This is a genomic window from Rheinheimera mangrovi, assembly GCF_003990335.1.
Lineage (GTDB): Bacteria > Pseudomonadota > Gammaproteobacteria > Enterobacterales > Alteromonadaceae > Pararheinheimera > Pararheinheimera mangrovi.
In genome coordinates this window covers 3,190,890-3,216,776 of sequence record NZ_CP034683.1, presented here as the reverse complement: position 1 = coordinate 3,216,776, position 25,887 = coordinate 3,190,890, and the positions used below count along the sequence as shown (strand labels likewise).

27 protein-coding genes and 1 pseudogene are annotated in these 25,887 nt (G+C 46.4%); 12 read left to right on the top strand and 16 right to left on the bottom strand.

From position 1 onward, the window contains the following. Positions 1 to 111: 111 nt before the first annotated feature. Positions 112 to 735, bottom strand: a complete 624-nt coding sequence (locus EK374_RS14535) for a lytic transglycosylase domain-containing protein (RefSeq protein ID WP_233280265.1) — start codon at positions 733 to 735, stop codon at positions 112 to 114. 295 nt (positions 736 to 1,030) lie between these two features. Between EK374_RS14535 and ahpC the strand changes: the two genes are divergently transcribed. The 3 genes from ahpC (at position 1,031) to EK374_RS14520 (ending at position 4,023) form a co-directional block, all read left to right on the top strand. Beyond that, positions 1,031 to 1,597, top strand: a complete 567-nt coding sequence (gene ahpC, locus EK374_RS14530) for an alkyl hydroperoxide reductase subunit C (protein WP_127025081.1) — start codon at positions 1,031 to 1,033, stop codon at positions 1,595 to 1,597. A 162-nt stretch (positions 1,598 to 1,759) separates the two neighbouring features. Continuing rightward, entirely contained in the window at positions 1,760 to 3,304 is a 1,545-nt protein-coding gene (gene ahpF / locus EK374_RS14525) for an alkyl hydroperoxide reductase subunit F (RefSeq protein WP_127025078.1), read from the top strand. 119 nt (positions 3,305 to 3,423) lie between these two features. Further along, positions 3,424 to 4,023: an excalibur calcium-binding domain-containing protein gene (locus EK374_RS14520; RefSeq protein ID WP_127025075.1), complete on the top strand. Its 600-nt coding sequence runs from the start codon at positions 3,424 to 3,426 to the stop codon at positions 4,021 to 4,023. Positions 4,024 to 4,026: 3 nt separating this feature from the next. On the opposite strand, the gene EK374_RS14515 is transcribed toward EK374_RS14520, so the two are convergent. The 6 genes from EK374_RS14515 to EK374_RS14490 form a co-directional block, all read right to left on the bottom strand. After that, positions 4,027 to 4,425, bottom strand: coding sequence for a hypothetical protein (locus tag EK374_RS14515; RefSeq protein ID WP_127025072.1), 399 nt, complete (start codon positions 4,423 to 4,425; stop codon positions 4,027 to 4,029). 71 nt (positions 4,426 to 4,496) lie between these two features. Beyond that, on the bottom strand, positions 4,497 to 5,519 hold the full coding sequence (locus EK374_RS14510) for a GGDEF domain-containing protein (protein WP_127025069.1): 1,023 nt from the start codon (positions 5,517 to 5,519) through the stop codon (positions 4,497 to 4,499). A 141-nt stretch (positions 5,520 to 5,660) separates the two neighbouring features. Next, on the bottom strand, positions 5,661 to 6,209 hold the full coding sequence (locus tag EK374_RS14505) for an NADPH-dependent FMN reductase (RefSeq protein ID WP_127025066.1): 549 nt from the start codon (positions 6,207 to 6,209) through the stop codon (positions 5,661 to 5,663). A 65-nt stretch (positions 6,210 to 6,274) separates the two neighbouring features. After that, positions 6,275 to 6,784: an inosine/xanthosine triphosphatase gene (yjjX, locus tag EK374_RS14500; RefSeq protein WP_127025062.1), complete on the bottom strand. Its 510-nt coding sequence runs from the start codon at positions 6,782 to 6,784 to the stop codon at positions 6,275 to 6,277. An 81-nt stretch (positions 6,785 to 6,865) separates the two neighbouring features. Next, positions 6,866 to 7,567, bottom strand: a complete 702-nt coding sequence (locus EK374_RS14495; RefSeq protein WP_053423168.1) for a YebC/PmpR family DNA-binding transcriptional regulator — start codon at positions 7,565 to 7,567, stop codon at positions 6,866 to 6,868. A gap of 31 nt (positions 7,568 to 7,598) precedes the next feature. Further along, positions 7,599 to 7,991, bottom strand: a complete 393-nt coding sequence (locus EK374_RS14490; protein ID WP_127025059.1) for a ribonuclease E inhibitor RraB — start codon at positions 7,989 to 7,991, stop codon at positions 7,599 to 7,601. Positions 7,992 to 8,162: 171 nt separating this feature from the next. Between EK374_RS14490 and EK374_RS14485 the strand changes: the two genes are divergently transcribed. Beyond that, complete coding sequence (locus tag EK374_RS14485) at positions 8,163 to 8,717, top strand: hypothetical protein (RefSeq protein ID WP_127025056.1); 555 nt, start codon at positions 8,163 to 8,165, stop codon at positions 8,715 to 8,717. Between the two features lie 6 nt (positions 8,718 to 8,723). Then, positions 8,724 to 9,194, top strand: coding sequence for a phosphohistidine phosphatase SixA (sixA, locus tag EK374_RS14480; protein ID WP_127025053.1), 471 nt, complete (start codon positions 8,724 to 8,726; stop codon positions 9,192 to 9,194). Here the strand turns inward: sixA and EK374_RS14475 are convergent. Further along, positions 9,152 to 9,799 carry an acyl carrier protein phosphodiesterase gene (locus tag EK374_RS14475; protein ID WP_127025050.1) on the bottom strand — a complete coding sequence of 216 codons (648 nt, stop codon included), beginning with the start codon at positions 9,797 to 9,799 and terminating at the stop codon, positions 9,152 to 9,154. The genes sixA and EK374_RS14475 overlap by 43 nt on opposite strands. 120 nt (positions 9,800 to 9,919) lie before the next feature. Between EK374_RS14475 and EK374_RS14470 the strand changes: the two genes are divergently transcribed. Together EK374_RS14470 and EK374_RS14465 are read left to right on the top strand one after the other, a co-directional pair. Continuing rightward, positions 9,920 to 10,522, top strand: a complete 603-nt coding sequence (locus EK374_RS14470; RefSeq protein WP_127025047.1) for a DUF2799 domain-containing protein — start codon at positions 9,920 to 9,922, stop codon at positions 10,520 to 10,522. A gap of 28 nt (positions 10,523 to 10,550) precedes the next feature. Continuing rightward, the gene (locus EK374_RS14465; protein WP_127025045.1) at positions 10,551 to 10,937 is read left to right on the top strand and encodes a hypothetical protein; all 387 of its coding nucleotides are present in this window, start codon (positions 10,551 to 10,553) and stop codon (positions 10,935 to 10,937) included. A 3-nt stretch (positions 10,938 to 10,940) separates the two neighbouring features. Here EK374_RS14465 and EK374_RS14460 read toward each other — a convergent pair whose 3' ends face one another. Then, positions 10,941 to 11,807, bottom strand: coding sequence for a DMT family transporter (locus EK374_RS14460; protein WP_127025042.1), 867 nt, complete (start codon positions 11,805 to 11,807; stop codon positions 10,941 to 10,943). A 126-nt stretch (positions 11,808 to 11,933) separates the two neighbouring features. Continuing rightward, entirely contained in the window at positions 11,934 to 13,244 is a 1,311-nt protein-coding gene (locus tag EK374_RS21080; RefSeq protein WP_127025039.1) for a methyl-accepting chemotaxis protein, read from the bottom strand. A 478-nt stretch (positions 13,245 to 13,722) separates the two neighbouring features. Here EK374_RS21080 and EK374_RS21155 point away from each other — a divergent pair. Both EK374_RS21155 and EK374_RS21150 read left to right on the top strand, forming a co-directional pair. Beyond that, positions 13,723 to 14,817 (top strand): annotated as a pseudogene (locus EK374_RS21155) (PAS domain S-box protein); the annotation flags it as partial. Between the two features lie 63 nt (positions 14,818 to 14,880). Further along, positions 14,881 to 15,474, top strand: coding sequence for a methyl-accepting chemotaxis protein (locus tag EK374_RS21150; RefSeq protein ID WP_164731951.1), 594 nt, complete (start codon positions 14,881 to 14,883; stop codon positions 15,472 to 15,474). 64 nt (positions 15,475 to 15,538) lie between these two features. On the opposite strand, the gene EK374_RS14435 is transcribed toward EK374_RS21150, so the two are convergent. After that, entirely contained in the window at positions 15,539 to 16,231 is a 693-nt protein-coding gene (locus EK374_RS14435) for a pirin family protein (RefSeq protein WP_127025036.1), read from the bottom strand. A 55-nt stretch (positions 16,232 to 16,286) separates the two neighbouring features. Continuing rightward, on the bottom strand, positions 16,287 to 16,733 hold the full coding sequence (locus EK374_RS14430) for a DoxX family protein (protein WP_127025033.1): 447 nt from the start codon (positions 16,731 to 16,733) through the stop codon (positions 16,287 to 16,289). A 179-nt stretch (positions 16,734 to 16,912) separates the two neighbouring features. Between EK374_RS14430 and EK374_RS14425 the strand changes: the two genes are divergently transcribed. The 3 genes from EK374_RS14425 (at position 16,913) to EK374_RS14415 (ending at position 19,991) form a co-directional block, all read left to right on the top strand. Beyond that, positions 16,913 to 17,824, top strand: coding sequence for a LysR family transcriptional regulator (locus EK374_RS14425; RefSeq protein ID WP_127025030.1), 912 nt, complete (start codon positions 16,913 to 16,915; stop codon positions 17,822 to 17,824). A 108-nt stretch (positions 17,825 to 17,932) separates the two neighbouring features. Then, positions 17,933 to 19,405 carry a sodium:solute symporter family protein gene (locus EK374_RS14420; RefSeq protein ID WP_127025027.1) on the top strand — a complete coding sequence of 491 codons (1,473 nt, stop codon included), beginning with the start codon at positions 17,933 to 17,935 and terminating at the stop codon, positions 19,403 to 19,405. Beyond that, a complete protein-coding gene (locus tag EK374_RS14415) occupies positions 19,398 to 19,991 on the top strand; it encodes an HAD family hydrolase (protein ID WP_127026561.1) in 594 nt (197 codons plus the stop codon). Before EK374_RS14420 ends, EK374_RS14415 begins: the two co-directional genes overlap by 8 nt. 13 nt (positions 19,992 to 20,004) lie before the next feature. On the opposite strand, the gene EK374_RS14410 is transcribed toward EK374_RS14415, so the two are convergent. From EK374_RS14410 to EK374_RS14395, 4 genes are all read right to left on the bottom strand, one after another. Next, positions 20,005 to 20,805, bottom strand: coding sequence for an ion transporter (locus tag EK374_RS14410; protein ID WP_127025024.1), 801 nt, complete (start codon positions 20,803 to 20,805; stop codon positions 20,005 to 20,007). 75 nt (positions 20,806 to 20,880) lie between these two features. Continuing rightward, positions 20,881 to 21,279, bottom strand: coding sequence for a hypothetical protein (locus EK374_RS14405; RefSeq protein ID WP_127025021.1), 399 nt, complete (start codon positions 21,277 to 21,279; stop codon positions 20,881 to 20,883). Between the two features lie 26 nt (positions 21,280 to 21,305). Beyond that, positions 21,306 to 24,413, bottom strand: coding sequence for an error-prone DNA polymerase (locus tag EK374_RS14400; RefSeq protein ID WP_127025018.1), 3,108 nt, complete (start codon positions 24,411 to 24,413; stop codon positions 21,306 to 21,308). Beyond that, a complete protein-coding gene (locus EK374_RS14395; RefSeq protein ID WP_127025015.1) occupies positions 24,413 to 25,879 on the bottom strand; it encodes a Y-family DNA polymerase in 1,467 nt (488 codons plus the stop codon). The genes EK374_RS14400 and EK374_RS14395 overlap by 1 nt, the downstream gene beginning before the upstream one ends. Between the last annotated feature and the right edge of the window lie 8 nt (positions 25,880 to 25,887).

Here is a 25,887-nt window from a genome sequence, read left to right as displayed (position 1 = left end):
AATAGTGTAGTAAGTCTGCCTGTTGTATTGAGGAATTGCAAAGCAATGACTGGCATGAAAATGTTTAAAAAACAGGATCTTATAAATTGTTACTCTTTAGCTTTAAATGTGTCAGGAACTGGAACCCGCTTTTTGATAACGTGAAAATAATAACTGAACACGCTCCACATAGGTCTGAGTTTCAGCGTAAGGGGGGATACCCTGATGTTTATCTACAGTGCCTGGGCCAGCGTTATAAGCCGCCATCGCCAGTTTTATATTGCCTTTATAGCGTTTGAGTAAAGAAGAGAGATAAAAAGCTCCCCCCTGAATATTCTGTTGTTGATGCCAGACGTTTTTTACTCCCACTTCAGTCGCTGTGTCTGGCATCAGTTGCATTAATCCGGCTGCGCCACTTTTAGATAGTGCTTTGGGATTAAAAGCGGATTCTGCATGGATCACAGCCCGGATCAGAGCAGGGTCTAATTGATGATCTAATGCCGCAGCTGTTATTTCCTGCTGATACTTCTGTAAAAACAATGGCGTATTGTGCCAATTCACACTGCTTTTCAGATCACAGGCAAAACAATCAAAGCGCACCAGCTGATAAGGCCGGTTTTTTGGCGCTCTGTCGGAAAAAGCGGTCACGCCGTTCGCTTGCTGATAACGATACACAGGCGGATTATCTGCCACCACTGTAGTCGCCAGTATTAAAAAAACACAAAAGGTCAGGGCTTTAGCTGCTTGAAGTTTCAATTTATGCCCCCATTTCAGAACTGCCTTATTGAGCATAGTCATTCTTTGTCATTCTTTGCACTTTTTGTGCTGTTCGTTAGCAAAGACAGAATGCAGTTCAGAACTGTGTTTGTAGTGTTGTCATAGTGGCACTGTAGAATAAAGTGGAAAAACAGATAAGCTTTTCAGTTTTTCAATCACAAAAACAGATTAACTTTATAGATTTAATTCGTTATCTCAAATCGTTCGGAACAGCTATTCTCTGTCCTATCGAAGCGAGTTCATTTTTAGTAACCAACCAACATGGAGTAAGACAATGTCTTCAATTATCAACAGCACCATCAAGCCATTTAAAGCGACTGCCTTCCATCACGGTAAATTTGTTCCAGTGACTGAACAGGATCTGGCCGGCAAATGGTCAGTAGTAGTGTTCTACCCAGCTGACTTCACTTTCGTTTGCCCAACTGAATTAGGCGACCTGGCTGATTTCTATCCTAAGTTCCAGGAAATCGGTGTTGAAGTGTACTCAGTATCAACTGACACTCATTTCACTCACAAAGCGTGGCATGATGCTTCTGAAACTATCAAGAAAATCAACTACCCAATGATCGGTGACCCAACTGGTACTATCACTCGTAACTTCGGTGTGATGATCGAGGAAGAAGGTTTAGCCTTACGTGGTACTTTCGTAATCAACCCACAAGGCGAAATCAAAGTTGCTGAAATTCACGACTTAGGTATCGGCCGTAGCGCTGCAGAACTGTTCCGTAAAGTTCAGGCTGCACAATACGTTGCAAACCATGACGGTGAAGTATGTCCAGCTAAATGGACTCCAGGTGAAGCGACTTTAGCTCCATCTTTAGACCTGGTTGGTAAAATCTAAGTCTGATTAAGACTGCAGGGGCTGAGTTCTCAGCCCCTATTCCAAATAAACTTGTGAGTTTTGCTCACCAGAATTTACTGGTACGGCGAAGCTTTGTCCAAAAGGACAGTGGCAATCCACCTGAAGGTGGCTGTAACTGTGGCTATAAGAAAGGGGCCAAATATGTTAGATACCAATTTGAAGAACCAATTAAAAACCTATTTGCAAAACCTGAAAAGCCCGGTGGAGCTGGTAGTTGCGTTAGACGGCAGCGATAAAGCAGCCGAGTTAAAAAATTTGGCCGAAGATATCGCCGGTTTAAGTTCGCTGATCCATCTAAAAGATGAGACAGACACAACAGTATTAAAGCCATCTATGCTGGTGCGCTCTACTGCTAAAAATACTCAAATTCGTTTTGCTGGTGTGCCTATGGGCCACGAGTTTACCTCTCTGGTGTTGGCTTTGTTGCATTCAGGTGGCCACACCATTAAAGAAGAAGCTGCTGTGCTGGAGCAAATTGCTGCACTGCAGGGTGAATTTAACTTTGAAGTTTTTGTATCGTTAAGCTGTCAGACCTGTCCTGAAGTAGTGCAGGCGCTGAATTTAATGGCAGCAGTGAATCCAAATATTAAAACCACCATGATTGACGGTGCTGTGTTCCCAGATGAAGTCAGTAAACGTAACATCATGGCTGTGCCAACAGTGTATTTAAATGGCCAGCAGTTCTCTCAGGGTGCTATTACCCTGACCAATATTCTGAACAAAGTCGACAGCGGTGCTGCGGCTCGTCAGGCTGAAGCTCTGAAGACCAAAAATAACTTCGATATGCTGATTGTGGGTGGTGGTCCTGCTGGTTCTGCAGCTGCTATTTATGCAGCCCGTAAAGGCTTAAACACTGGTATTGTTGCCGAGCGTTTTGGTGGCCAGGTGGCTGACACTGTAGGTATTGAGAACTTTATTTCTGTCAAAGAAACTGAAGGTCCAAAACTGGTGGCTAACTTAGAGTCTCACGTTCGTCAGTACGAAGTGGACATTATGAACAGCCAAAAAGCCGTAAAACTGGGCAAAAACGACTTGTTTGAAATCACGCTTGAAAACGGCGCTGTGCTGAAAAGTAAAAGCATAGTTTTATCCCCTGGCGCGCGCTGGAGAGAGATGAACGTGCCTGGTGAAAAAGAATACCGTGGCAAAGGTGTAGCCTACTGTCCACACTGTGATGGTCCTTTATTTAAAGGTAAAAAAGTTGCAGTGATAGGAGGTGGTAACTCTGGTATTGAAGCTGCTATCGACTTAGCTGGCATAGTGCAGCATGTCACAGTACTGGAATTTGACAGCACATTGCGTGCAGACGCAGTGCTTATCAAAAAAGCGCAGTCTATGGGCAACATCACTATTATCACTCAGGCACAAACCACAGAAGTGTTGGGTGATGGTCAGCGCGTTGTTGGCTTACAGTACACAGACCGCACCAACGGCGAAAGCAAAACTGTGGAACTGGCCGGTATCTTTGTACAAATTGGTTTAGTGCCAAATACCGAGTGGTTGCGTGGTGCTGTGGAATTAACGCCACGTGGCGAAATCATTGTCGACAGCCACGGCCAAACGTCATTAAAAGGCGTGTTTGCTGCAGGTGACGCTACTAACACACCGTTCAAGCAAATTATTATCGCGATGGGCAGTGGAGCAACAGCAGCTTTAGGTGCTTTTGACTATCTGATCCGTAACTAACAGTTCACTCTGCTTAAAGGAAGCCGCTTTGACAAAGGCGGCTTTTTTTTATGCTTGTAAAACAAATATGATTTAGGTTAAATAAGGTGTTTTTAAAATAGATACAACAGGACGTTGAGATGTTACATCAGGGAAAGTTAAAAGACTGGAACCCCACCCAAGGCAAAGGTTTTATTCAGCGGGATAAAGCCGGGCCAGATATTCGTATCAGCAGCAGTGGTTTTCGCAAGAAACCTGAGAAGCTGCAAGATGGCGACAGCATTTTTTTTCAGATTGAAGTCGACCCCCAGGGCAAACCCAAAGCTGTATCAGCGTACAAAGCAGGTCAGCATTTTGCACCGGCACCAGAGTTAAAAAAGCCGGCATTGTCGTCTTTGTTATTTCAACAATTGTTGTCGGGGGCTGTGTGCCTGTCTATTGTGGCGTGGCTGGGTTATCAATCCTGGCTGCTATTTAGTGCAAATGCTTTGGTAGCTACAGAGCTGGTTGAGTCAGATCACCAGCAAACTAACACCAATGTATTGGAAAACCCGGTATGGCCGCCTGTACAAGCTCAGCAGGGGGGGCAATTTCAGTGCGAAGGAAAGCAACACTGTTCTGAAATGAGTTCCTGTGAAGAGGCCGAATTTTATTTAGAGCAATGTCCAAATGTGTTGATTGACGGTGACAGGGATGGAATTCCATGTGAGCGCCAGCTTTGTAGTCACAGGGTATTTTAGCGTTCAGTTCAAAGCCTGACGTTTTTCAAACAAGGTTTTACTGTACCCCACTGCAAAATAAATCATCAGGCTATGAAACACCATCACAGCGGCATAAGTTAAAGCCGCATTGGTAAAGTGCTGTGCGGCAATAATGCCTTGAGGGCTACTAAACGTCAGTACAGCCTGGATCAGCGCATCACTTAAAATCAAAGCGTAAACAACCTTTTGGCTTTGTTCGTTTGTTAAAAAAGCATTTTGCTTTTTGCAGTACTGATACACCAGAAAAAGAGTAAGAGCAGGTAACAATAAAACATCCTGAATAAAGCCCAATTTGATGGCTGAAAAGTAATTCGCCAGAGCTAAAGCCAATAGCACCAGGATTTGAATTGCGAAAAAACGGCTGATAATAAAAGACAACATAAAAAACACCTGCACTGAATGAAGATAACCAGCTTAAAGTATTGTTTGGCTATTGGCGCTTCGACTTAAGTCTAAGATGCTGTTATGGCTTGTTCAGCAGGTGATGTGGCAATCACCACCTGATTTCGGCCTTGATGTTTAGCCTGATACAAAGCCACATCGGCATTTTGCAACCAACTTTCCCAATCTGTCGCATCTTGGACTGTCGCCAGACCTATTGATGTGGTCAGGGCTGAACCGTCCGGTAAAGTGAGCTGATGCCAGACGGCGTGACGAATTTTTTCTGCTAAACGATGCAAATCAGCCAGCTGTATTTCTTTAATCAGCAGTACAAACTCTTCCCCGCCATAACGAAACACGGAATCCTGTTGGCGGATCATTTGTTTTAACAAAGGTACTAGTTGACTCAAAATTTGATCGCCGGACTGATGGCCAAAGTTGTCATTAATGCGCTTAAAATGATCTAAATCCAGTAGCATTAAACCACTGAGTATGTTTTTTTGCTGATACTGCTGAATTGCTTCTGTTAGGTTATCCGTTAATGAATGGCGGGTTGCTGCACCTGTCAAAGGATCTGTGGTGGCTAAATGCCTCAACTCTTGTCGCTGCAGGTGGGTACGGTAGGCAAATATGTAAGCAAAAATACTGGTAATCACTGTAGTTGTGATAAAGGCCAGCAACTGAAAACTGTTGTTGAAAATGCTGGATTGCTCGGCAAAGTGCAGCGATACAATAGCGCTGACCATCAATAATAACAGCAATAAAGCTTTGATTGGCGCTACTAAAAAGAAGATAAACACCATCAAAGGATAAATCCAGAACAGCACGTCTTGCCCTAGCTTCAAACAAACTAAAACAGCGCCAAAACAAAACACCACGGCCATCAGAAAGCCGGGTTTTTCAGTGTCACCGGTACGCCAGGCCATCCAGACAGAGACTGTGCTGACTGTAATCATCAACAGATCCACCAGAGCGACCAAATAACTACCTGTTGCCAGACGGTACAAAGCGTAAGGCAATAAAGTGCAGCTGGCTATGCCACCAACCAGAGTAACCATCGACAGATGGAAATTATCTTTTAAGCGCTGTAACAAGTTTCAGTCCTTGCCACTTGAAATGATGGCCTATATAAAAAATCTACTTTCTCATTTTGAGTCTTACTCTGACAAAGAAAGCAGATGAAAACAACTTTATTGTTTTATCTGCTTTTTTAAGCCCTGTGAAGCGCAAGGTCGCTAGTTTTTAAAACGTAAGGCTAACTGCTGTAAAGCGTCCAGTTGTTGCACTATTAAGCTCTGAATACGTTCATCCGTCAGATTGTTGTCTGCATCAAAGGTATTGGCAAAAGCATTGCAGAATACTTCAGGTTTATTGACCAGATGCAGGTCTAAAAACACGCAGACCTGACGTAAATGATATTGGGCTCTGGAGCTGCCCATGCCACCGGCTGACCCCAGAATAGCCGCGACTTTGCCAGCCATTAACTCGTTATTGGGTTCACGCGATGCCCAGTCCAGTGCGTTTTTCAGCGCGGGTGCAATAGAGTAGTTGTATTCAGGGCAGGCCAACAACAATGCATCAGCCTCGGCAAATTGCGCCAGCAGGCGCTCAACTGCTGCGGGCTTAGTGGCAAGGTCGGAATTATAAAAAGGCACCTGCGTTAAGTCTGCCAGTTCAATTTCCATGCCCTCTGGCGCATGAGCTTTCGCATACTCCAGTAAGGCTTTGTTGGTCGATTTTGCTCTTAAGCTGCCACACAGGGCCAGTACTTTTAGTCCGGACATTGGATTCTCCTTCATGTTAAGTCGAGGTCTACATTAAGGCTGAATCCGCGCTATGACAATCGGATTTAAAACAAATCCGGATTTAAAAACGGAATCATCGCCAGTATCAAAGCCTGATGATACACAGAACTGCGGCTGAGTCTGTGTTGAGTCAGCAGCGCAATAGCACCACCTTTTTGTTTGATGTTGTCTTGATGAAACATCGCATCCATCACATCACCCAACTCTTTACCTTGCTGCAGTTGCAACAAAGCCGCTGGCGGCAACATTAAACTGGCAGAACGGGCTTTGCCTAGCTTGCCCTGATGTTCAATCACCATCCAGGCGAAGGTAAAATCACCATCTAAGCCTGCTTCTATCGCAACACGATAATCCGCTGCGGTATCCGCCAAAGCAGCCACTCTATTCATGGCGCCCAATAAGGTTTCATCGCTCGTCATCGGTTGGTCTGCAACACCGCTGGCGACGGCCATACCTTGTACATCCAGGGTTTCAGCCGGGAATGCTTCAGCAAAGGCGGAAGCTACAGCCTTGATTTTTGCCGGATTGGCGGAGGCTACTTTTATCACTAACATCACAACACCTGTGTATCAGACAGTTCAAATTTCAGAAAAAACAAAGGCGGCCAAGGCCGCCTTTGTGGTCAGTAAACAGTATTAACCTGCTAAACCCACATAAACGTGTTGAACGTCGTCATCGGCGTCAATGGCTTCCAAAAAGGCTTCGACTTCAGCGCGGGCTGCGTCATCTAAAGTTACCGGGTTATTTGGACGATACACCAGCTTGGCTGAGGTGACGTTAAAACCAAAGGCAGGTAAAGCTTTGCTGACGGCGTCCAGATCGGTAGGTTCAGTCAGGAACACGCTGTCGCCTTCTTCACCTTCTTCAAAATCCTGAGCACCGGCTTCAATAGCTGCGACTTCCAGATCGGCATCAGGTGTCACGGCATGGGCAACAATTTCACCTAAGTATTTGAAATCCCATGATACTGAACCTGAACCGCCCAATTGACCTTTACGGAACAGTACACGGATACTTTGGGCTGAACGGTTTTTGTTGTCTGTTAAACATTCAACAATCACAGGCACCTGATGCGGGGCAAAACCTTCATACACCACAGTTTCATAGTTAGCTGGGCCGTCCAGTAAACCAGCGCCTTTTTTGATGGCGCGTTCTAACGTCTCACGAGGCATAGAGGCTTTTTTTGCCGCTTCCACAGCAACACGTAATTTAGAGTTCATATCAGGGTCAGCACCGTTACGGGCTGCAACCATGATCTCTTTCGCTAATTTAGTAAAAATACGGCCTTTGGCAGCCGATGCATCGGCTTTATGTTTGGCTTTCCATTGAGCACCCATTGCTTCTCTCTCGTATCTGTATCAGTAAAAATTAATGCTGGTGACCACAGTCATGGTCACAATGTTCGCCGTGTTCATCATCAAAATCGTCATCGCCGTCCTGATGTTGCATCACGCCCCAGCCATCGTTGTGGCCGCCAAATTTCTTGGCAAACTTGTCCAGCTCGGCTTCACGCGCTGTCACTGCCGCATGTTCCGGTACCATGGTCTGACTGACGATCAATTCCCATTGTTCCAAATCGTTAAAGTGCAGCTCTACTTCGCCTTGCAGTTCAGTGGCAACTAAGGCTGCCATAGCTTTTTCAGCTTGCTCTTTGTTTTTAAATACCAGATAAAAATCTATGGCCAGAGGCTCACTTAAATCTATTCCGGCGTCCATTAAGGCACGCAGCATATCGCCATTGCCGTCATCAGGAAATTGCATGGTCCGCTCTCCACATCAGGTTAATAGGCCGACCCGGTAGGCCCAGTGCGGCAAGTGGCCGGATTATAGCAATATTTTCTGGTGTCTGGGTATGCCAATCTGGTGCTGAACTTGACCCCTTTCACAGATAGTTGCAGACTCTTTCACAACAGGATTAACCAGTGGGTCGTGATGAAAGCACTTTGGCTTCTATTGTTTTGTTTTAGCTCACCACTCTGGGCTTGCCTGCATGCCAGTCATGGAATTCACGGCATGGTGATGTTGCAGGTGGAAAACCAGCTGATAGCCTCCCATTTGCCTTTTCCAGCAGGTAAACATGCGCATCAGATTGTGCTTCGGATCAGTAGTGATATGCCGGAGCTGGTTCTGCATGCGCTAAAGGAAAAAGCTTTAGTCACTTTGGAGCCGCAGCCTTTTGCTTTAAAGGATTTACAGCAAGGCAAACTGATGAGTTTTAATGCACAAGTCTATCTCGGCCATTTTGAGCGGGGTGGTCAAGAGGCTGGCACTGTCACAGTGCAAGTACAACAAAAACTGTTGGATAAAGCAGTAGGTGAAGTGGCTGAGCAGGACGGTGTTTATCGTATCCAGCTTGGGCAAGGCGAGCTGTTGGTGAAGGCTATTGCAGGAGAGGGGGCTGTGGATGAAATTTTGTATCAGGCAAAAGGCAAAGCTGCAGAACAGCTTTATTTTGAAAGTGCAGATTTTGCACCAGAAGCGAAGTAACGCCTGATGTTGCTGTATTTAGTGCGTCATGCCACTGCACAGGACAGGGCTTTAGGTCTGCCAGATCCAAGTCGTCATTTAATAGACAAAGGCATAAAACAAAGCCAAAAGCTGGCCGAGTTTTGTAAAAAGCAGCAGTTAAAACCACAGATGCTGCTGACCAGCCCTTTGGTTCGCGCCGAACAAACTGCGCTGTTATTGCATCAGTACGCTGACTGGCCACAACCACAAAAACAGGCCTGGTTAATTATTGAGACTTTGGCAGAAGTACAGCACAAGGCTTTAACTGACTTGGTCAAACAAGGAGTCGAGTCTGTCTGTTGTGTTGGTCACGAACCTGATATTTCCGCTTTGTTGGCGCTGTTGTTAAACACGGACTCCGGGCATTTTTTTATTAAAAAAGCCTCAATCACAGCGCTTGAACTCAGGCCTGATCAGGCTGTATTACTTTGGTCTTTGCCGGTGACTTTGCTGTAACGATCAAAAGCCAGAAGCGGATTTTGTTCTATCGCTGCGTGTTGAATAAAACGCTGCAACTGCGGAAAAAAACTTAGAAATAGTCGTTCGGTTTGCTGCTGAAGTTCCGGCAACTCGTCTGCTATCGCAGCGTAACGTGCGGTAAAGCGACCACGGGATGCCATACGGCGCAGTGAATACTGAATACCTTCAAGTTGTGCATAGTTGCCAAACCAGTCTTGTGAAGTGACTGCTTTAAAGGTTTTGGCCATAGCGTCAGGCATCTGCGGTAAATCGTTTTGTAAGCTTTGATACAGCTGAGCTTTGTAGTCTGTAAAATCTGAATCATAAAAATGCCTCCAGTATTTGATCAGACAAAAATCAAACAACATATCCAAAGCTATAGGCGCAAAACGTCGCATATCAGGGCTGAACCATAAACGGGCAGCCCTTACTTCCGGCTGATGATCGGTAAACCAGTCGACTGCTCTGTGGTTATATAAACCAGCAGCAACAACAGGGCTTAACAATTCCAGTTTTGTGCCCTGGTAAAAATCGCCCAATAAATTGCCAATACGGGAATCAGAACTGGGTTGTGCAAACAGCAAATGAGCCAGATAATTCATTACAGCTAAGGGTCTTTGCAAAAACTCTGTTTAGTCTAAGGCAAAAAAGATGTATTTGCTGGACTAATCCGCTATAAGTAGGAGTCTTAAAAGAATGAGAAATACAAAGGGATAGGTGTTATGAAGCAAGGTGTTTTACTGATAGCTGTGTTGACGCTTAACGGTTGTAGCAGCATCAGTCCACAGGAATGTGAGGTGGGTGATTGGTTTGCTATAGGTAAAACTGATGGTCAACAAGGTATTGCCAGCAGCAAATTTCGTAGCTATCAAAAAGAATGTGCTGAACATGGTTTAGGTTCTGATTTTAAAGCCTACGAGCAAGGCCATGCCGAAGGTGTGTTGTTGTACTGTACATATGATGCAGGTCGCGAGTTGGGGCAAAGTGGTGGTGCTTATAATAAAGTCTGTACCGGCGCTCTGGAACCTACGTTCAGGCTAGGTTATGACCGAGGTCGTAAGTGGTATCAGGCTGAATCTGCTTTACTGAATTTACAAAAAACCTTAGAGCAAAATGCCGGTACTATAGAAAAGCTGGAACAGCGTATTGATGACAACACCAGAGAATTGAGTGTGCTGAAAGATAAGCAGCAGAAACAAAATCTGCTGGATGAAAATCGTAATTTACTGCAAGACTTGCGTCAGTTAAATCAGATGCAAGGTCAGTTACAGCGCGATTTAAAACAAGCCGAATTGCAGTTTAGTTTGATCCAGCAAGGTGGCTAATTCAGCTGATTAACCAGGTGAGCAAAGAATGAAGCTTTATTGTGCTCTGATGCTTAGTTTTCCTTTTGTGGTGTTGCCGGCACCACAAGACCTCACCTGGACTACAGAAAAGCTGCTGATCGCCGGGCAGCGCAGCCGTTTGCCCTTTCAGCCACAATGGCCTGCAACGCAAAGCGATTTGATTGCTTATAGCATGACAGGCGTCATACCCGCAGGGATCCATTGTCAATTGGAATTAAAGCTTCAGGAAGAGCTATTACTGAGTTTGCCCTGCACTAAACGTTATGTGCTGGAGCGACCTTTACGTATTACGCCAGGTATGAAACTGGAGTTGTATTTACACAATACCAACCTCTTTAGTCCCGGCGAAGACGTGATTATACGTAACAGAGTATCGTTGGAAGTTGTTAATTAAATCTCAGCTTTGCTGTGGAGTGTGGCTCAACCAAGCCTGAGCTACACCACAAGCCAGGATCAGTGCAGCGCCCAGCGATTGCAGCAAAGACATAGGTTCGGCAAATAGCAGCCAGGCCGCAATAATGACCACTACAGGTTCTAAATAAGCCAAAGTACCAAAGACCCTGGTTGGTAAATGTTGGATAGCTTGCAGGGCAAATATCAGAGCTAAAAACCCGGGAAACAAGCCTGCAACGAGCAACCACACCCATTGATCAGCTTCTGGCCAGGGTTGATTCATCATCAAAGGCAAAACACACAAAGAACCCACCAGTAGCTGATAAAAGCTTTTGTGGTACAAAGGCACAGTCTCTGGCACTTTTTTGTTCAGTAGAATAAAAGCGGTGTAAGTGATTAAAGACGCAAGCGCATACCAAAGCCCTTGCTGTTGTTCAATACGGCTGTCGATCTGGAACTCCTGCAGCATAGCAAAGCCGAAAAATGCCAGTACAATCAACAATAAGGTTGTGCTGGTTAAACGTTCGGCAAACAGGAAATGGGCAATAATAGCCGACAAGGCAGGTGCCAGATAGACCAGCAAAATAGCCAGCGTCAGCGAAATAGTCTGAATAGCGGATAGGAAACACAAGATAAAACTGGCCAGCAAGATACCGTTCAGCAGTACCAACACAACAGGTTTGCCCGCTAATAACCGCAGTTGTCCTGTGAATGTTAAATACAACGCCAGAATCAAAGCGCCTAAACCTAAACGATAAAAGGTCAGGCTGGCCGGGTCAACAGCACTATAGCGGGCAATAACCCCAATGGTACCCATCATGGCTGCAGCTAAGGCGGCCATATAAAAATAACGGTAGGACGAGAAATTCATGCAAAGTGCCACAAAGGGGATCAGACTGAGGCCGACACTTTAGCGGCCTGTTTTGCACAATTCAATAGCTTGATTGCCCTGGATTCGAGGTTGAATTTTGTGCCTTGATGCGGCTGATTTTTGCGTTTAGTGTGTACTTGTATGTGCAAGCGCTGCAATGCTGTTGGTCACTGAGTTAGCCACCTGCTCGATCACGTTCTGTGAGTTATACACTTGTTCAACAAGAGCAGCTCCATGGGCTGCAAAAGTGCTGACATTATTCATTTTTTGCATAGCTTGGGACGTTAGATCTCTATTCCGCGCCACAACGGATTCAATTTCCCGGGTTGAACTGCTGGTGCGTGATGCAAGATTACGCACTTCGTCAGCCACCACGGCAAATCCTCGGCCATACTCACCAGCTCTTGCCGCTTCAATAGCCGCATTTAATGCCAGTAAGTTGGTTTGATCTGCAATAGCCTGAATGGTCGTCACAATAGCGGATATTTGTTTAGATTCTTCGTTCAGATTGGCTATCTGCTCTGTAGCGTCTGTGATCTCCGAAGCTATTTGTGTGGAGTTGTTTACTAAAGAATGCATTTGCTCTTTGCTGGCAGATACTACCTTTACAGTCTCCAGCGACGAGCTTAAAGCCAGAGCCGCTGCGTTTTCTGTGGCATGTTCGTTGTGCACAGCAAGCGTGATGTCGGATGCAAATTTGATGATTTTTACAATTTTGCCATTTTCGCCATAAATCGGATTATAGGTCGCTTCCAGCCAAATAGATTTTCCTGCAGCATTCACCCGCTCAAAACGGCCCGACTTAAATTGGCCTTTACTCAATTCAGCCCAGAAGTTAGGATTTTTTTGATAAAAATCTGCATTACAAAACAACTTGTGATGCTTTCCTTGAATTTGTGGCAGGCTATATCCAACACAGTGGAGAAAATTATCATTGGCTGTGATGATAGTGCCGTTTGATTCAAACTCTATAACGGCTAGTGATTTATTTAGTGCGAGAATAATCGCTTCCTGATCTTTAAGTTGAGCCGTTTTCTCTGTTACATCACTGGCAAATTTTATGATGCGTACAACTCTGCCGTTGTCTATTACGGGGAAGTATGTTGCTTCCAGCGCTATAGCTGAACCGCCATTTTTATAGCGAATGAAGGTTTTTGACTGTGGGATGCCTTTAGCAAGGTCCTGCCAGAATTTTATATAGTCGTTGCTTTTCACATAGTGCATATCGCAGAACATTTTATGATGTTGACCTATCACTTCCTCTGCTCTGTAACCAACGACTGAAAGAAACAAATCGTTTGCTTCCAATATAAAACCCTGAGGGTCAAACACAATTAAAGGAACTTGCTTTTGCACTGCCTGGTAAAAGAGTTCAGCCGGAGAGGTTGGGGCAGCTAATGGCTTCTGCTTCATCAATTGAAAAATGCTGTTCAACATGCAACAAGTCCTCGCTGTGAAGTAACCACTCGAATGTAAACAGCAACAAGGTTTAAACCCAGCTTGGCTGTACAGTATTACCTTGCTTTGTCAGGCGAGTAATTTAGAAATAACTTACAGGACAAAAGGGACAAAGTCAACAAAATGATAAATTTGATTCTGTTTACATTTGTGGAGGAGGGTTAAACTTTGCTGGTGCATAAAGCTCTGTTCCAAATATGAATGCGGATTGGGTTGCACAAAAAAACACCTAATCATTCAGCGGATGTAAAGATGTAAAAACACCAGCAGGCGATATGCTGCTCTTCATGGCTTGCGTTTGACCACTATGCTGCGCCTTTCAGGCCAGAGGCTGTATGTGATGGAATAGTCTGACCTAAAAATAAAATATTGGCTTTTTTTGTACTAAATCAATCACCTGCCTATAGTTAACAAAGTGCCAATTCAAGTTACATGTGCAGCAACGGAGTGTTTGGTTATGTTTGGTTTAAATTCAAATTCGGACAACATCGTCAACGCCATTAATACAACTCAGGCTGTTATTCAGTTTTCACTGGATGGACGTATCGAACATGCCAACGAAAATTTCCTCAATTTGATGGGTTATCAATTGCAGGAAGTTCAAGGGAAGCACCACAGTATTTTTGTTGAGCCTGGCACAGCCAATTCTGCGGCCTATCAGCAATTTTGGGCTGATTTACGCAGTGGTAAGCCTCAAACTGCTGAATTTAAACGTATTGCTAAAAGTGGTAAAGAAGTCTGGATCCAGGCGTCGTACACACCCATTATCAAAAATGGCAAAGTACAAAAGGTGATTAAGTTTGCCTCCGACGTGACGGAGCAAGTGGCAAAGCATGCCAATTTTGAATCTCAGTTGCAGGCTATTCACCGAGCTCAGGCTGTAATTGAATTTGATTTGGAGGGAAAAATCTTATTTGCCAATGCTAACTTTCTGAATTTAATGGGATATAACTTAAAAGAAGTAACAGGGCAGTATCACCGTATTTTTGTCGACCCAAAAGAAGCGGCCTCAGGTAGTTATGCCGATTTCTGGCGACGCTTAAGAGAAGGACAGTATCAGACCGCAGAATACAAAAGGTTTACTAAAAGTGGCAAAGAAGTCTGGATCCATGCAACCTATAACCCAATCAAAGGACCGGATGGCAAAGTGCTGAAAATTGTGAAGTTTGCCAACGATATCAGCCATGAAGTAGAGCAGAAAAAAGAGTTCCGCCTGCTGTCTATGGTGGCCAACGAAACCGACAATGCAGTATTGATATCCAATTCTGAACGCCAAATACAATATGTGAATAAAGGCTTTAGTCAAATGACGGGTTATGCACAGCATGAGGTATTGGGACATATTGCGCGCGAATTTCTGGTCGGGCCTAAAACAGATCCTGTGACTAAAGAGCGTATTGAAGCTGAATTAAATGCTCCTAGGGCTTTTTATGATGAAATTGAAATTCATCGTAAAGATGGCTCGTCCTTATGGATTTCTGTCACCAGTAACCCGGTGTACGATGAACAGGGTCAACACAGCAATTACATTGCGATTTTAGCCGATATCAGCAAAGTGAAATCTTCAGCTTTGGAATATCAGACCCGTTTTCAGGCGATCAGCCAGTCAAATTTGATGCTGGAGTGGAATAATGCAGGGCAACTGGTTGAAATAAATGATTACCCCCAGCGACAATTTAAACTTAACAACGAGCAGTTCTGCCGTGCTGTGACCGATTGGCGCAGTTTTTTAAATCAGGACCAGGCTGCTAAAGTCATTGCAGGGCAGAGTGTGGTGACGGATATTCATATTCAGGTGAATGGTAAACAATTGGGTATTGCAGCGACCTTTTGTGCCGTTAGAGATACCTATGGTGAATTGCAGAAAATCATTATGTTTGGCTCTGATATTTCGGAGCGTTTGCTGGTGGTGCAAACCAGTGATTCTGTGATGTCTGAACTGGTGAGTTCAGGCCAGAGTATCAACAATATGGTGTCCTCTATTAATGCGATTGCCGATCAAACCAACTTGCTAGCGCTTAATGCTGCTATTGAAGCCGCACGGGCGGGTGAGGCTGGTCGGGGATTTTCTGTGGTCGCCGATGAAGTGCGGCATCTGGCGTCTAAAGCCAGTGCTTCTGCCAGTGAAATTAACTCGGTGGTAGGGAAAAATCAGTCATTACTTAATAGCTTATCTGCCACTTTAAATAAGCTGAATAAAAGGGATTAAGCTCGTTTGGCATTCAGCTGAGCAATCTAAAGAAAGCAAAAGGGAGCACCATGCTCCCTTTTTATTAAGGCAAATCAAACCATATAGCTTTGACCGGGCCTCGAGTGGCTAAGGCTTTCAGTTCAGTTTGTTTACTGATCTTTGCGCCATCACCTGGTTGCATTGGGGTGCCGTTTAACTCTAATTCACCTGTAATTAAATGCAGGTAGAAATTGCGTTTGGCAGTCACAGGCAACTCAATCACATCATGTTCACTTAACAACAGTTGCGATAAATAGGCGTCCTGTTTGATCTGCAAGGTGCCGTCACGACCATCCGGTGATATCACCAAAGTTAAGCCTGGTTCAGCTTTAAAGTCCTTTTGCTGATAACCCGGTACACCGCCAAATTGGTTCGGCTGGATCCAGATCTGCAAAAACTTTAGGTTGTCTTTATCACTGGCGTTAAATTCGCTGTGATAAATGCCTTTACCTGCGCTCATCAACTGGAATTCACCTGCTGGTAAAGTTTTCACATTACCGGCTGAATCTCTGTGAGCAATTTGGCCTTCCAGCACATAGCTGATGATTTCCATGTCCTGGTGACCATGTGTATCAAAACCTGCTGCTGCATCGACTTCGTCATCGTTAATTACTCGAAGCGCTGAGAACCCCATATGAGCAGGGTCGTAATAACGGCCAAAAGAGAAGGTGTGCTTGCTTTTTAACCAACCGAAAGCGGCTACGCCGCGGTCGGCAGAGCGTCTTAATTCAATCATTTTTATACTCCGGCAGACTCTCTCTGTGGCAGAGAGAGTCTCTTTGAGTGGATTATTAGTTCAGTTTCTTCGCGATAATGGCGTCGATTGACGCTTTACCTGCACCGCTCAGCAGCAGAGATACGCTGGCCGCTAACAGGGCTAATGCAAATTCGTAGCCGTTGGTGCTCATAAAGAAACCGTTGGCGAAGTGCACTTTAAAAATGGCCACTAACATGGCGATAATTAAAGTCACAGCGGCAGGGCGGGTCAGTACACCAAATACCAAGGCCAGACCACCAAAAAACTCCGCTGCACCAGCTAAAAACGCCATCAATACGCCCGGAGCCAGGCCTATGCTTTCCATCCAACCGCCAGTGCCTTCTAAGCCGTAGCCACCAAACCAGCCAAATAATTTCTGAGCACCGTGTGCAGCAAAAATAATACCTACTGGAACTCGTAAAGCTAAAGCGCCAAAACCTGCGTTAGTACCAAAAATTTTCTGTAAAGTTGCTTTGTTCATGATATTCACCTTTAAATAAATTGACCATTAATTTGTGTTGTCAGACTGCTTTATACCGCTTGTCAGTTCCGATGTGTGTACTTTAGTGCGACTTGCATTTTTAAAAAAGCGGAATAAACTGAGCTCAATATTCAAAATATTTGAACATCAATCCGTAAAGGATCCACACTAAGGTTTTTATGGCCAATCATCCTATTCTGACACTGGACGCTTTACGCGCCATGGACGCTATCGACCGTAAGGGCAGTTTTGCCGCAGCCGCTGAACACTTATATAAAGTGCCTTCCGCCTTAAGCTATACCATAGCCAAACTAGAGGCGGATTTGGATGTGCAGCTGTTTGATCGTTCTAAACAAAAAGCACAGCTGACACCAGCAGGCCAGCTGTTATTGCAGCAGGGCCGTGAGTTATTGCAGGCAGCCAGCCGGTTGCAGGATGCAATTAAGCAAGTAGATACCGGTTGGGAAACTCAGTTTGTGATTGCCAAAGACAGCATAGTGCCGTATCCGCCTGTACTGAGTTTAATCAATGAGTTTATGGCGCTTGGCAAAATGACCGAAGTGAGCATGCGCGAAGAAGTTTTGGGCGGCGGCTGGGAAGCATTAGAAACAGGGCGGGCGCAAATTGCGGTAGGGGTCTCGGCTGATATGCCCAAGGGTAAATACGAACTGGTACCTATAGGCGAAGTAGAGTTTGTATTTGCTTTATCACCTCTGCATGAACTGGCCAATATCAACAGGCAGATTGATTTAGCTGATGTAGAGCAGGAAACCGCCATAGTGGTTTCAGACTCAGCTTTAGACGCACCTAAACGCAGTACAGGTTTATTTACCACCCGGCGGGTACTCAGAGTTAGCTCGATGCAAGCCAAAATTGCAGCTCAGGTGCAGGGCTTAGGGGTGGGTTTTTTACCTAAACATTTGATCCGGGATGAGCTGGCAAGAGGGCTGTTAATTGCCAAAAAAACCAGCATTCCGCGGGATAAATCCATGTTGTATCTGGCCTGGCAAAAACAAGGGCAAGGCAAGGCGCTGCAATGGTTTAGCGAAGCTTTTAGCCAGTATCCATGGGCGCCGGTTTGGACTGGGTAAAAAGGTGAAAAAACTTCAGCTAAAACGGTAGATTTTTGCTGTATTTCAATAGATTGATTGGTTAAAGTAGCGCCAATTTTAGTGCCGGGTAAGAAGGGCCTACACCTTATGTTATTAACCTTAGTCATTTGTTATTGGGTGTTTTCTGTAGCGCTAGGTTTATGGGCTGCTCTGAGAGTAAAAAACACCCGCGATTTTGCTGTCGCAGGCCGGCATCTGCCTTTTTATATGGTGACTGCTACAGTCTTTGCCACCTGGTTTGGCAGCGAAGCTGTATTGGGTATTCCCGCTACTTTTATCGACGGTAATTTACGCGACATAGTGGCCGATCCTTTTGGCGCTGCGCTTTGCTTAATTCTGGTTGGGGTATTTTTTGCCGCGCCTTTGTACCGGATGAAACTGCTGACCATAGGTGACTTTTATAAAAGACGTTATGGCCGTGCTGTGGAGGTTCTGACCACTTTAGCCATAGTCTTGTCCTATCTGGGCTGGGTCGGCGCTCAGTTAACAGCTTTGGGTCTGGTGTTTAATGTAGTGTCGGACGGTGCGATCAGCATGACGGCTGGTATGTGGATTGGTGCTGGCAGTATTCTGATTTATACCCTGTTTGGCGGTATGTGGGCTGTGGCTATTACCGACTTGGTGCAGATGATCGTCATAGTGCTTGGGCTTTTATACATAGGCGGCGAAGTGTCGGATATGGTTGGTGGTGTGTCCGTTGTGGTCAACCACGCGGCAGCTGCGGGCAAACTGGAGTTTTGGCCAGAAGCTGATCTGAAAGCCATCATCGCTTTTATGGCAGCAGCCTGCACCATGATGTTGGGTTCTATGCCACAGCAGGATGTGTTCCAACGGGTGCAATCAGCGAAGTCGGAAAAAATTGCGGTCTGGGGCTCCATCCTTGGTGGTTCTTTGTATTTCCTGTTTGCATTTATTCCGCTTTTTATTGGTTATGCTGCCACTATAGTGGCACCTGATATGGTGAAAAACCTGATGGCGTCCGATTCGCAGATGATTTTGCCGCAGTTGGTGTTACAACATATGCCATTGATTGCCCAGGTGATCTTTTTTGGTGCTTTGTTATCTGCCATTAAGGGCTGTGCTTCAGCCACCTTGCTGGCGCCTTCGGTGTCTTTTGCCGAAAACATTCTGAAACCTCTGTTGCCTCCGCTGCAGGATAAACAGTTGTTACGGCTGATGCAGGCTGTGACTTTAGTTTTTGCTGGCTGCACTTTAACCTACGCACTGAACAGCGAATCCACCATTTTTGGTATGGTAGAAGATGCCTATCAGGTGACTTTAGTGGCTGCTTTTGTGCCGCTGGCTTTTGGTGTGTACTGGCGTAAAGCCACCAATCAGGGCGCTTTAATGGCAATCACTTTTGGTGTCAGCACTTGGCTGGGTATTATCTTTTTAGGCCCGGAAGACCCTTATGTGCCCGCTCAGTTCGCCGGTTTACTGGCCAGTATTGCCGGTATGTTGATAGGTTCTTTGATGCCACAGTACCTTGAGCACGATCACGGAGTGCATGACCAACTACACAGAGGTGAACTGGCGCACACAGGCCAGCAGCATGGCTGATTTTCTACAAAGAATTAAAGCAGTCGTCTTTGATTTAGACGGCACATTAGTTGATTCGCAGCTTGATTTTAGCGAGCTGCGACGCCGTTTAGGCTGGCCTGAACAAACGCTAATCCTCGAGCATTTGGCCAGTTTAAGCTGCGCTATAGAAAAACAACAGGCGGCGCAGATTATTGTCGACTTTGAACTGGAAGGCGCACGTAAAGCCAGTTGGATGCCCAATGCGGATCTCTTGCTGCAGCAGCTCAATCACAGACAAATGCCTATGGCGATTTTGACCCGCAATATGCGTCAGGCCACAGAGCTTTGTGTACAGGCGCTGAATATCCCTATTGATTTGGTGCTGACCCGCGACGATGCGCCGGCAAAACCTCAGCCCGAAGGCTTGTGGCTGATAGCCGAACGTTTAGGTGTGCAGCCTAATGAAATGCTGTATGTCGGTGACTACCTGTTTGATATCCAGACAGCCCGGAACGCCGGTTCCTATTGCTGCTTATACCGTTACGGCGATAACCATATTTACGCTGAGCAAGCTGATTTAGTTGTCGATGATTTACTGGACTTGCTGGTGCATTTGCAAAAATAACCTTCCTGCGTAGCTAAAGCTCTTTCTCCAATACCTTAGGCAGACGGCGGTGTTTTTCTTTGGCTTCTTTGATGGCGTCACTAAAAGCGGACGCCAAAATACCTGTGGGTACTGCAATCATACAAATCCCAGTGACTGCAGTGATCCCCGCCAGAATGCGGCCAAATACAGTGATAGGGTAGACGTCGCCATAACCTACAGTAGTTAAAGTGGCGATGGCCCACCAGGTGGCACGAGGGATAGAACCAAAAGCTTCGGGTTGAATATCCCCTTCCACTAAATACAGGCAGGTCGCGGCAAACAGAAGAATAATCAGACCAAAAATACCACTGACCAGCAGTTCATAAGTACGGCTGCGCACAGCTTCCGCTATGCATTCCAGTGCTGTGGAAAATCGGCCAAGTCGTGCCAGGCGCACCACTCGTATTAATAACACCAGACGTAAAATCACGCCGCCATTGCCCAGATACAGCGAAAAGGCTACAAAGATCGCCAGCAAGTCGGCCAAAGCAAAAAAGGAAAAGAAATGCTGCCAACGACTTTTTATCGAGTCATTTTCAATGCAAGTCCAGAGTCTTGCCAGATACTCCAGCAAAAACAGTGAGCCCAAAGCCAGTTCAGTGGCTCGGAACCAATGTTCGTGGCCCTGACGTATACTGGGTTCGGTTTGAATAATGGCCAGCACAATACCAGCCAGTATCACAACAGCTATGACTATATTCAGTGGCGACATGCCTTTACCTGAATACAATACAGGGTCGAGCTGGTGAGCCAGACGAGAGCGCAGTTTGTGCAACAGAGGTTGATCGTGCATAACACACCATTTAAAAAAGCGATGATTGATTGTCTGTGCAAGTCGCTGATTTGGCAAGGTGTTCCTCAGGACTTGTTAAAAATCCCCCGGAATTTCGTCCAGCTCTGCAATAGCATTCTGTAGCAAGGCGTGTTGCCGTTCCTGCTCCGTTAATATGCCGACAAAAGGCGTGCGGCGGCGCAGCTTACGTAAATAAGGGCTGTCTTCTGTGATGCCTGCACAAAACTGTTCTGGTTCAGCATACAGTTCTAACACAGACACCCAATACATATAAGCACCATACCCCAGCTGGCCGTTGTCGCGCCGCTCTTCCAGTTTGGCTTTGACCTGTTCGAGTAAATCGGGCTCAGCCAGTAATTTGTTTGCTATTGCCTGATGCAGCACCAAAATTTGCCGGTCGATATTTTCATCTTTGATGCCGGTTTTTTTCACCCTATAGGGTCTGTTTTTTTTATTGCTTTTGGGTATCCACATCTTTGTATTCTTTAGTTTTCATGAGTTTAATGGAATTCTCTGGAGTAAGATCTGAGTGATCCTAACAAGGGCGTCAGGTCGGTTAAACGTCCGGCGATAATATGGATCACCCCGTCTTTTTTCTCCAGAATACCGTTAACCTTCATCAGCTTAGATTTTAAATAGGCCTGACGCTGTGCCGAAGCTGTAGCCGACCAAACCACTAAATTGCTAAAACCTGTGCCATCTTCCAGTGTGATAAAAGTCACACCTGATGCCGTGCCAGGGCTTTGCCTCGCTGTGACTAATCCTATTACAGTCACCACCGACTTATGGTTCAGTGTAGGAAGCTCAGCTGCCTGCGCAAATTTACCCAGCACGCCTTGCTGTTTTAATAACTGCACCGGATGAGTCCGCAGGCTCAGCCCTGTACTTTGATAATCTTCCACCACTTCCGCCAGTTCGGAAGGCAAAGGCAGCTGATACTGAGTCTGGTAAGGTTCGGCCGCCAGTAAAGGCAACTTATGCTGTTGGTCCAACAACTGCCAGCGCGCCTGATAGCGTTGCCCTGATAGCTGTTGTAAGGCATTGGCACTGGCAAGGGCTGTTAAATCGCCATCGCTGACACCAGACTGCGCCACTGCAGCCAACTGGAGATAACCCCCTTGTGGTCTGTGCTTGAGTAACATCACTGCCCCTTGTTGCGTTAAACCTTTCACTAGCCGGAGCCCAAGGCGGATCGCAAAACCAGTGCCGCTGCTGGCGGGCACCATCAGATGGTCCCAATCCGACTGATTCACACACACCGGCAGTACCTCCATATTATGCTGCCGTGCATCCTGGATCAGCTGGCTCGGCGCATAAAAGCCCATAGGCTGGCTGTTGAGTAAGGCGACATAAAAAGCCACAGGGTAATACTGTTTTAAATACGCCGAGACATAAGCCAGCACGGCAAAACTGGCCGAATGTGATTCAGGAAAACCATATTCACCAAAACCACAAATTTGCTGGTAAATACGTTCGGCAAATTCTTGTTGATAGCCCCGGCTTAACATGCCATCGATCAGTTTTTGTTTAAATTGGATCAGCTCACCGGTTTTTTTCCAGCTGGCCATAGCACGGCGCAGCTGATCGGCTTCACCGCCACTAAAACCTGCCGCGACCATCGCCAGTTTAATCACTTGCTCCTGAAAAATCGGCACACCTAAAGTACGTTCCAGCACTTGCTTAACTGCAGCAGAAGGGTAGGACACAGCTTCTTCGCCATGACGGCGTTTTAAATACGGATGCACCATATCGCCCTGAATAGGGCCGGGCCGCACTATGGCTATCTGGATCACCAAATCGTAATAACTTGCAGGGCGCAGTCGTGGCAGCATCGACATCTGGGCCCGTGATTCAATCTGAAATAAACCTACAGTGTCGGCTTTTTGAATGGCTTCATACACCTTGGGATCGTCACCTGCTTTGGTAATGGCCGCTATGCTTAAGTCGGTGTTCTGGTAACGCCTGACTAAATCAAAAGTTTTACGGATAGCGCTTAACATACCCAAAGCCAACACATCTACTTTTAACAGCTTTAATGATTCCAGATCATCTTTATCCCACTGGATCACAGTGCGATCGGCCATAGCTGCATTTTCCACTGGCACCAGTTCGTACAAAGGCCCCTGAGATATCACAAAACCTCCGACATGCTGTGATAAATGCCGTGGCATGCCCACCAGTTGCTGTACCAGTTGCACCAGTAGCTGAGCTTTTTTCGCCTGAGGATCCAGCCCAAGCTGAGTCAGCTGGCTGCTCCAGTGCTGGCTTTTATCCCGCCTGTGCAGGTTTTTTAAGAAAAACTCCACCTGATGCAGCTCAAAACCCAAAGCTTTACTGATATCGCGAAAGGCACTTTTAAAGCGATAACAAATCACAGTAGCGGCCAGGGCTGCGCGCTCACGGCCATATTTCTGGTAAATATACTGGATCACTTCTTCGCGGCGTTCATGCTCAAAATCAACATCTATATCAGGAGGTTCAGCCCGTTCTTTCGAGATAAAACGTTCGATCAGTACATTGATCTGGCGGGGATCCACAGCAGTAATAGCCAGGCAATAACAGACCACTGAATTCGCCGCCGAGCCACGGCCCTGATACAAGATCTGCTGCTGCTGCGCAAATACCACCAAGTCATGAATAGTTAAAAAGTAATAGGGGTAATTGAGCTGCTCTATTAAATCCAGCTCTTTGTGAATGGTCTGCTGAATATCTGCCGGCACCCCTTCAGGGAAACGTTGTGCCTCGCCCAGTTTGACCAAATCCCGTAAATGCTGCATCGCGGTTTTGCCTGCTGGCACCAGTTCAGCGGGGTACTGATAACTTAATTCATCCAAAGAAAAGCTACATACATCAGCCAGTTTTTGGCTATTGTCTAAAAGCTCTGGCGGAAATAATTGCTGCAATTTTTTAATAGGCCTTAAGCTTTGTTCGGCGTTACTTAACAGCTGCCGCGCCATATCAGGCACAGCTTTGCCCGCTTTAATTGCGCTTAAGGCATGTTGTAACGGCAAACGGCTGGCCTGATGTATCAGCACTTCACCTATGGCGCAGCAGGGCAGTTGCAGCTGCTCTGCCAGTTGCTGGCAATAAGGCAGATAAAACTGGTCCTGGCTTTGTAACTTGCGGCTGGCGCCAAGCCATAACTTGTCCGCATGGTGCTGAATTAACCAGTGGCCCCAGTACAGATCGGTTTGTTGATCGCCGCTGGGCAGCCAGAGGATCTGGCACTGCTGAATACGCTGAATATCCCATTCGGCCAGCTGGTACGAGCCTTTGTCGGCGCGACGTCTGGCCTGAGTAATAATGCGGCATAACTCGCTATACGCGCTTTTATCCGGACAAAGCAACACCAGCCGTAGCTGTGGGTTCAGTACCAATAAAGAGCCAATAATCAGCTTTAGTGGTAGCTGTTTTTCTTTAATGTGCTGGTGAGCGCGTACTACGCCTGCCAGCGAGCATTCATCGGTAATGGCCAGCGCCTGATACCCTAAAGCTGCTGCTTGTTGTACCAATTCAGCCGGACTGGATGCGCCTTGCAGGAAGGAGAAGTGGCTTTGGCAAACTAGCTCAGAGTAGTCACTGCGTGTGGTTGAGTTTTGGCTTTTCATCAGCTGAAATACCCCTGCAGATACAGTTGCTCTGGCTGCTGCAAATCACGGTATAGCCATAACCACTGGCCTTGGGCATTCTGGCCGACGTAATAGTCGCGGTGTTGGCTCTGCTGTTGCCACCAGCCACTGCTTAAGCGCTCCGGGCCACAATGCAGCTGCAACTGCTGTTGCTGATCAGCGTCCACAGCCAGAGGCGGGTTGACTAAAAAGGCTGGTCGTATCGCGGCTAAGTGGCCTGCAATAGCGGTTTGTGGTTCTAAAGCTGCGGCATATCCACTGGCCTGCTCAGGCAGCAGATCATTGTGCAGACAAGGGCTTTTTACCTGCTCTTTCCCCAGACGGGCCTGCAATAAAGACACCAGCTGCAGGGCCGAATACAGCTGCTGTTTGCCGGCAAACAGGGTTTTATACTGAGCGTAACGCGGCCCGGCGCGCTTGAGAGTCAGTTGTAGCTGGATCACGGGCTTTTTCAGCTTTAAGCGCTCCAACTGCAAGGCGCAGAGCTTCAGCCATTCTTTGCTTTGATATTCGCCCTGAGCTGAATGCAATTGCAGCTGTTGTTGCTGCTCTTGCCGCTGTAATAAACACAACTCCAGCTGATAGGCCAGTTGATCCCTTTGTTGTAAATACAGCTGCAGCAGGCCAAACAAGTGCTGTAAAGGGCCCAATAGCTGGTCGCTGCGCTCCATTTCGTACAGCAGTTCCAGTTGTTGTTCAAACTGTTCTGCGGGCTGAATAAATTGCAACAGCGCAGGTTTTGCTCCGGTTAGCTGTTGTAAATACTGCAGCATGTCCACACCAAAACGCCGTACCAGTTCGGCCTGCGGGATGGTTAACAGATCGCCAAGCCGGATCAGGCCAAGGCGCTGTAATTGCTCCTGTAGCTTGTCCGGTAATTGGGCCTGTTGCAGTGGTAAAGCCTTGAGTTGCTGCTGAATTTTATCGCTTTGCAGCAAAAATTGATCCCAGCCTTGTTGTGCCAGTAAACGCGCCACTAAAGGTTGCTGCGCTGTAGCAAAATGATACTGATAACCCGCTTGTTGCAGCACTTGTTGTAGTTGTTGCCAAAACTGCAGAGCACCACCATACAAGGCCAGCATAGGGCTTAATTTTAATAACAAACCTGAATCAGGCTGCAGCGCTATATCGGCGCAGTATTGATACAACAGCTGAGCCAGCTGCTCTAATTGTTGTTGTTCCTGCTCCGCCTGATGCGGCACCAGCTGCAATTGATGGCATAACGCCGCAGCAGAGGCCAAGCCCATGCCCAAAGTTAAACCGGCCTGTCGGGCCGCAGTATTCAATTGCAGCAGCTGATGGTCAGCGCCTACTATCGCCAGAGGGGCTGTTAAATCCAGCTGATCTTTGTCCAGTGCCTGAGTTGTGGCGTGTTGCAACAGCAATTTATCCAGCTGCAATTGCGGGAAATATAAATACAACCAAAACTCCATCTGAGCAGCCATACCCACTC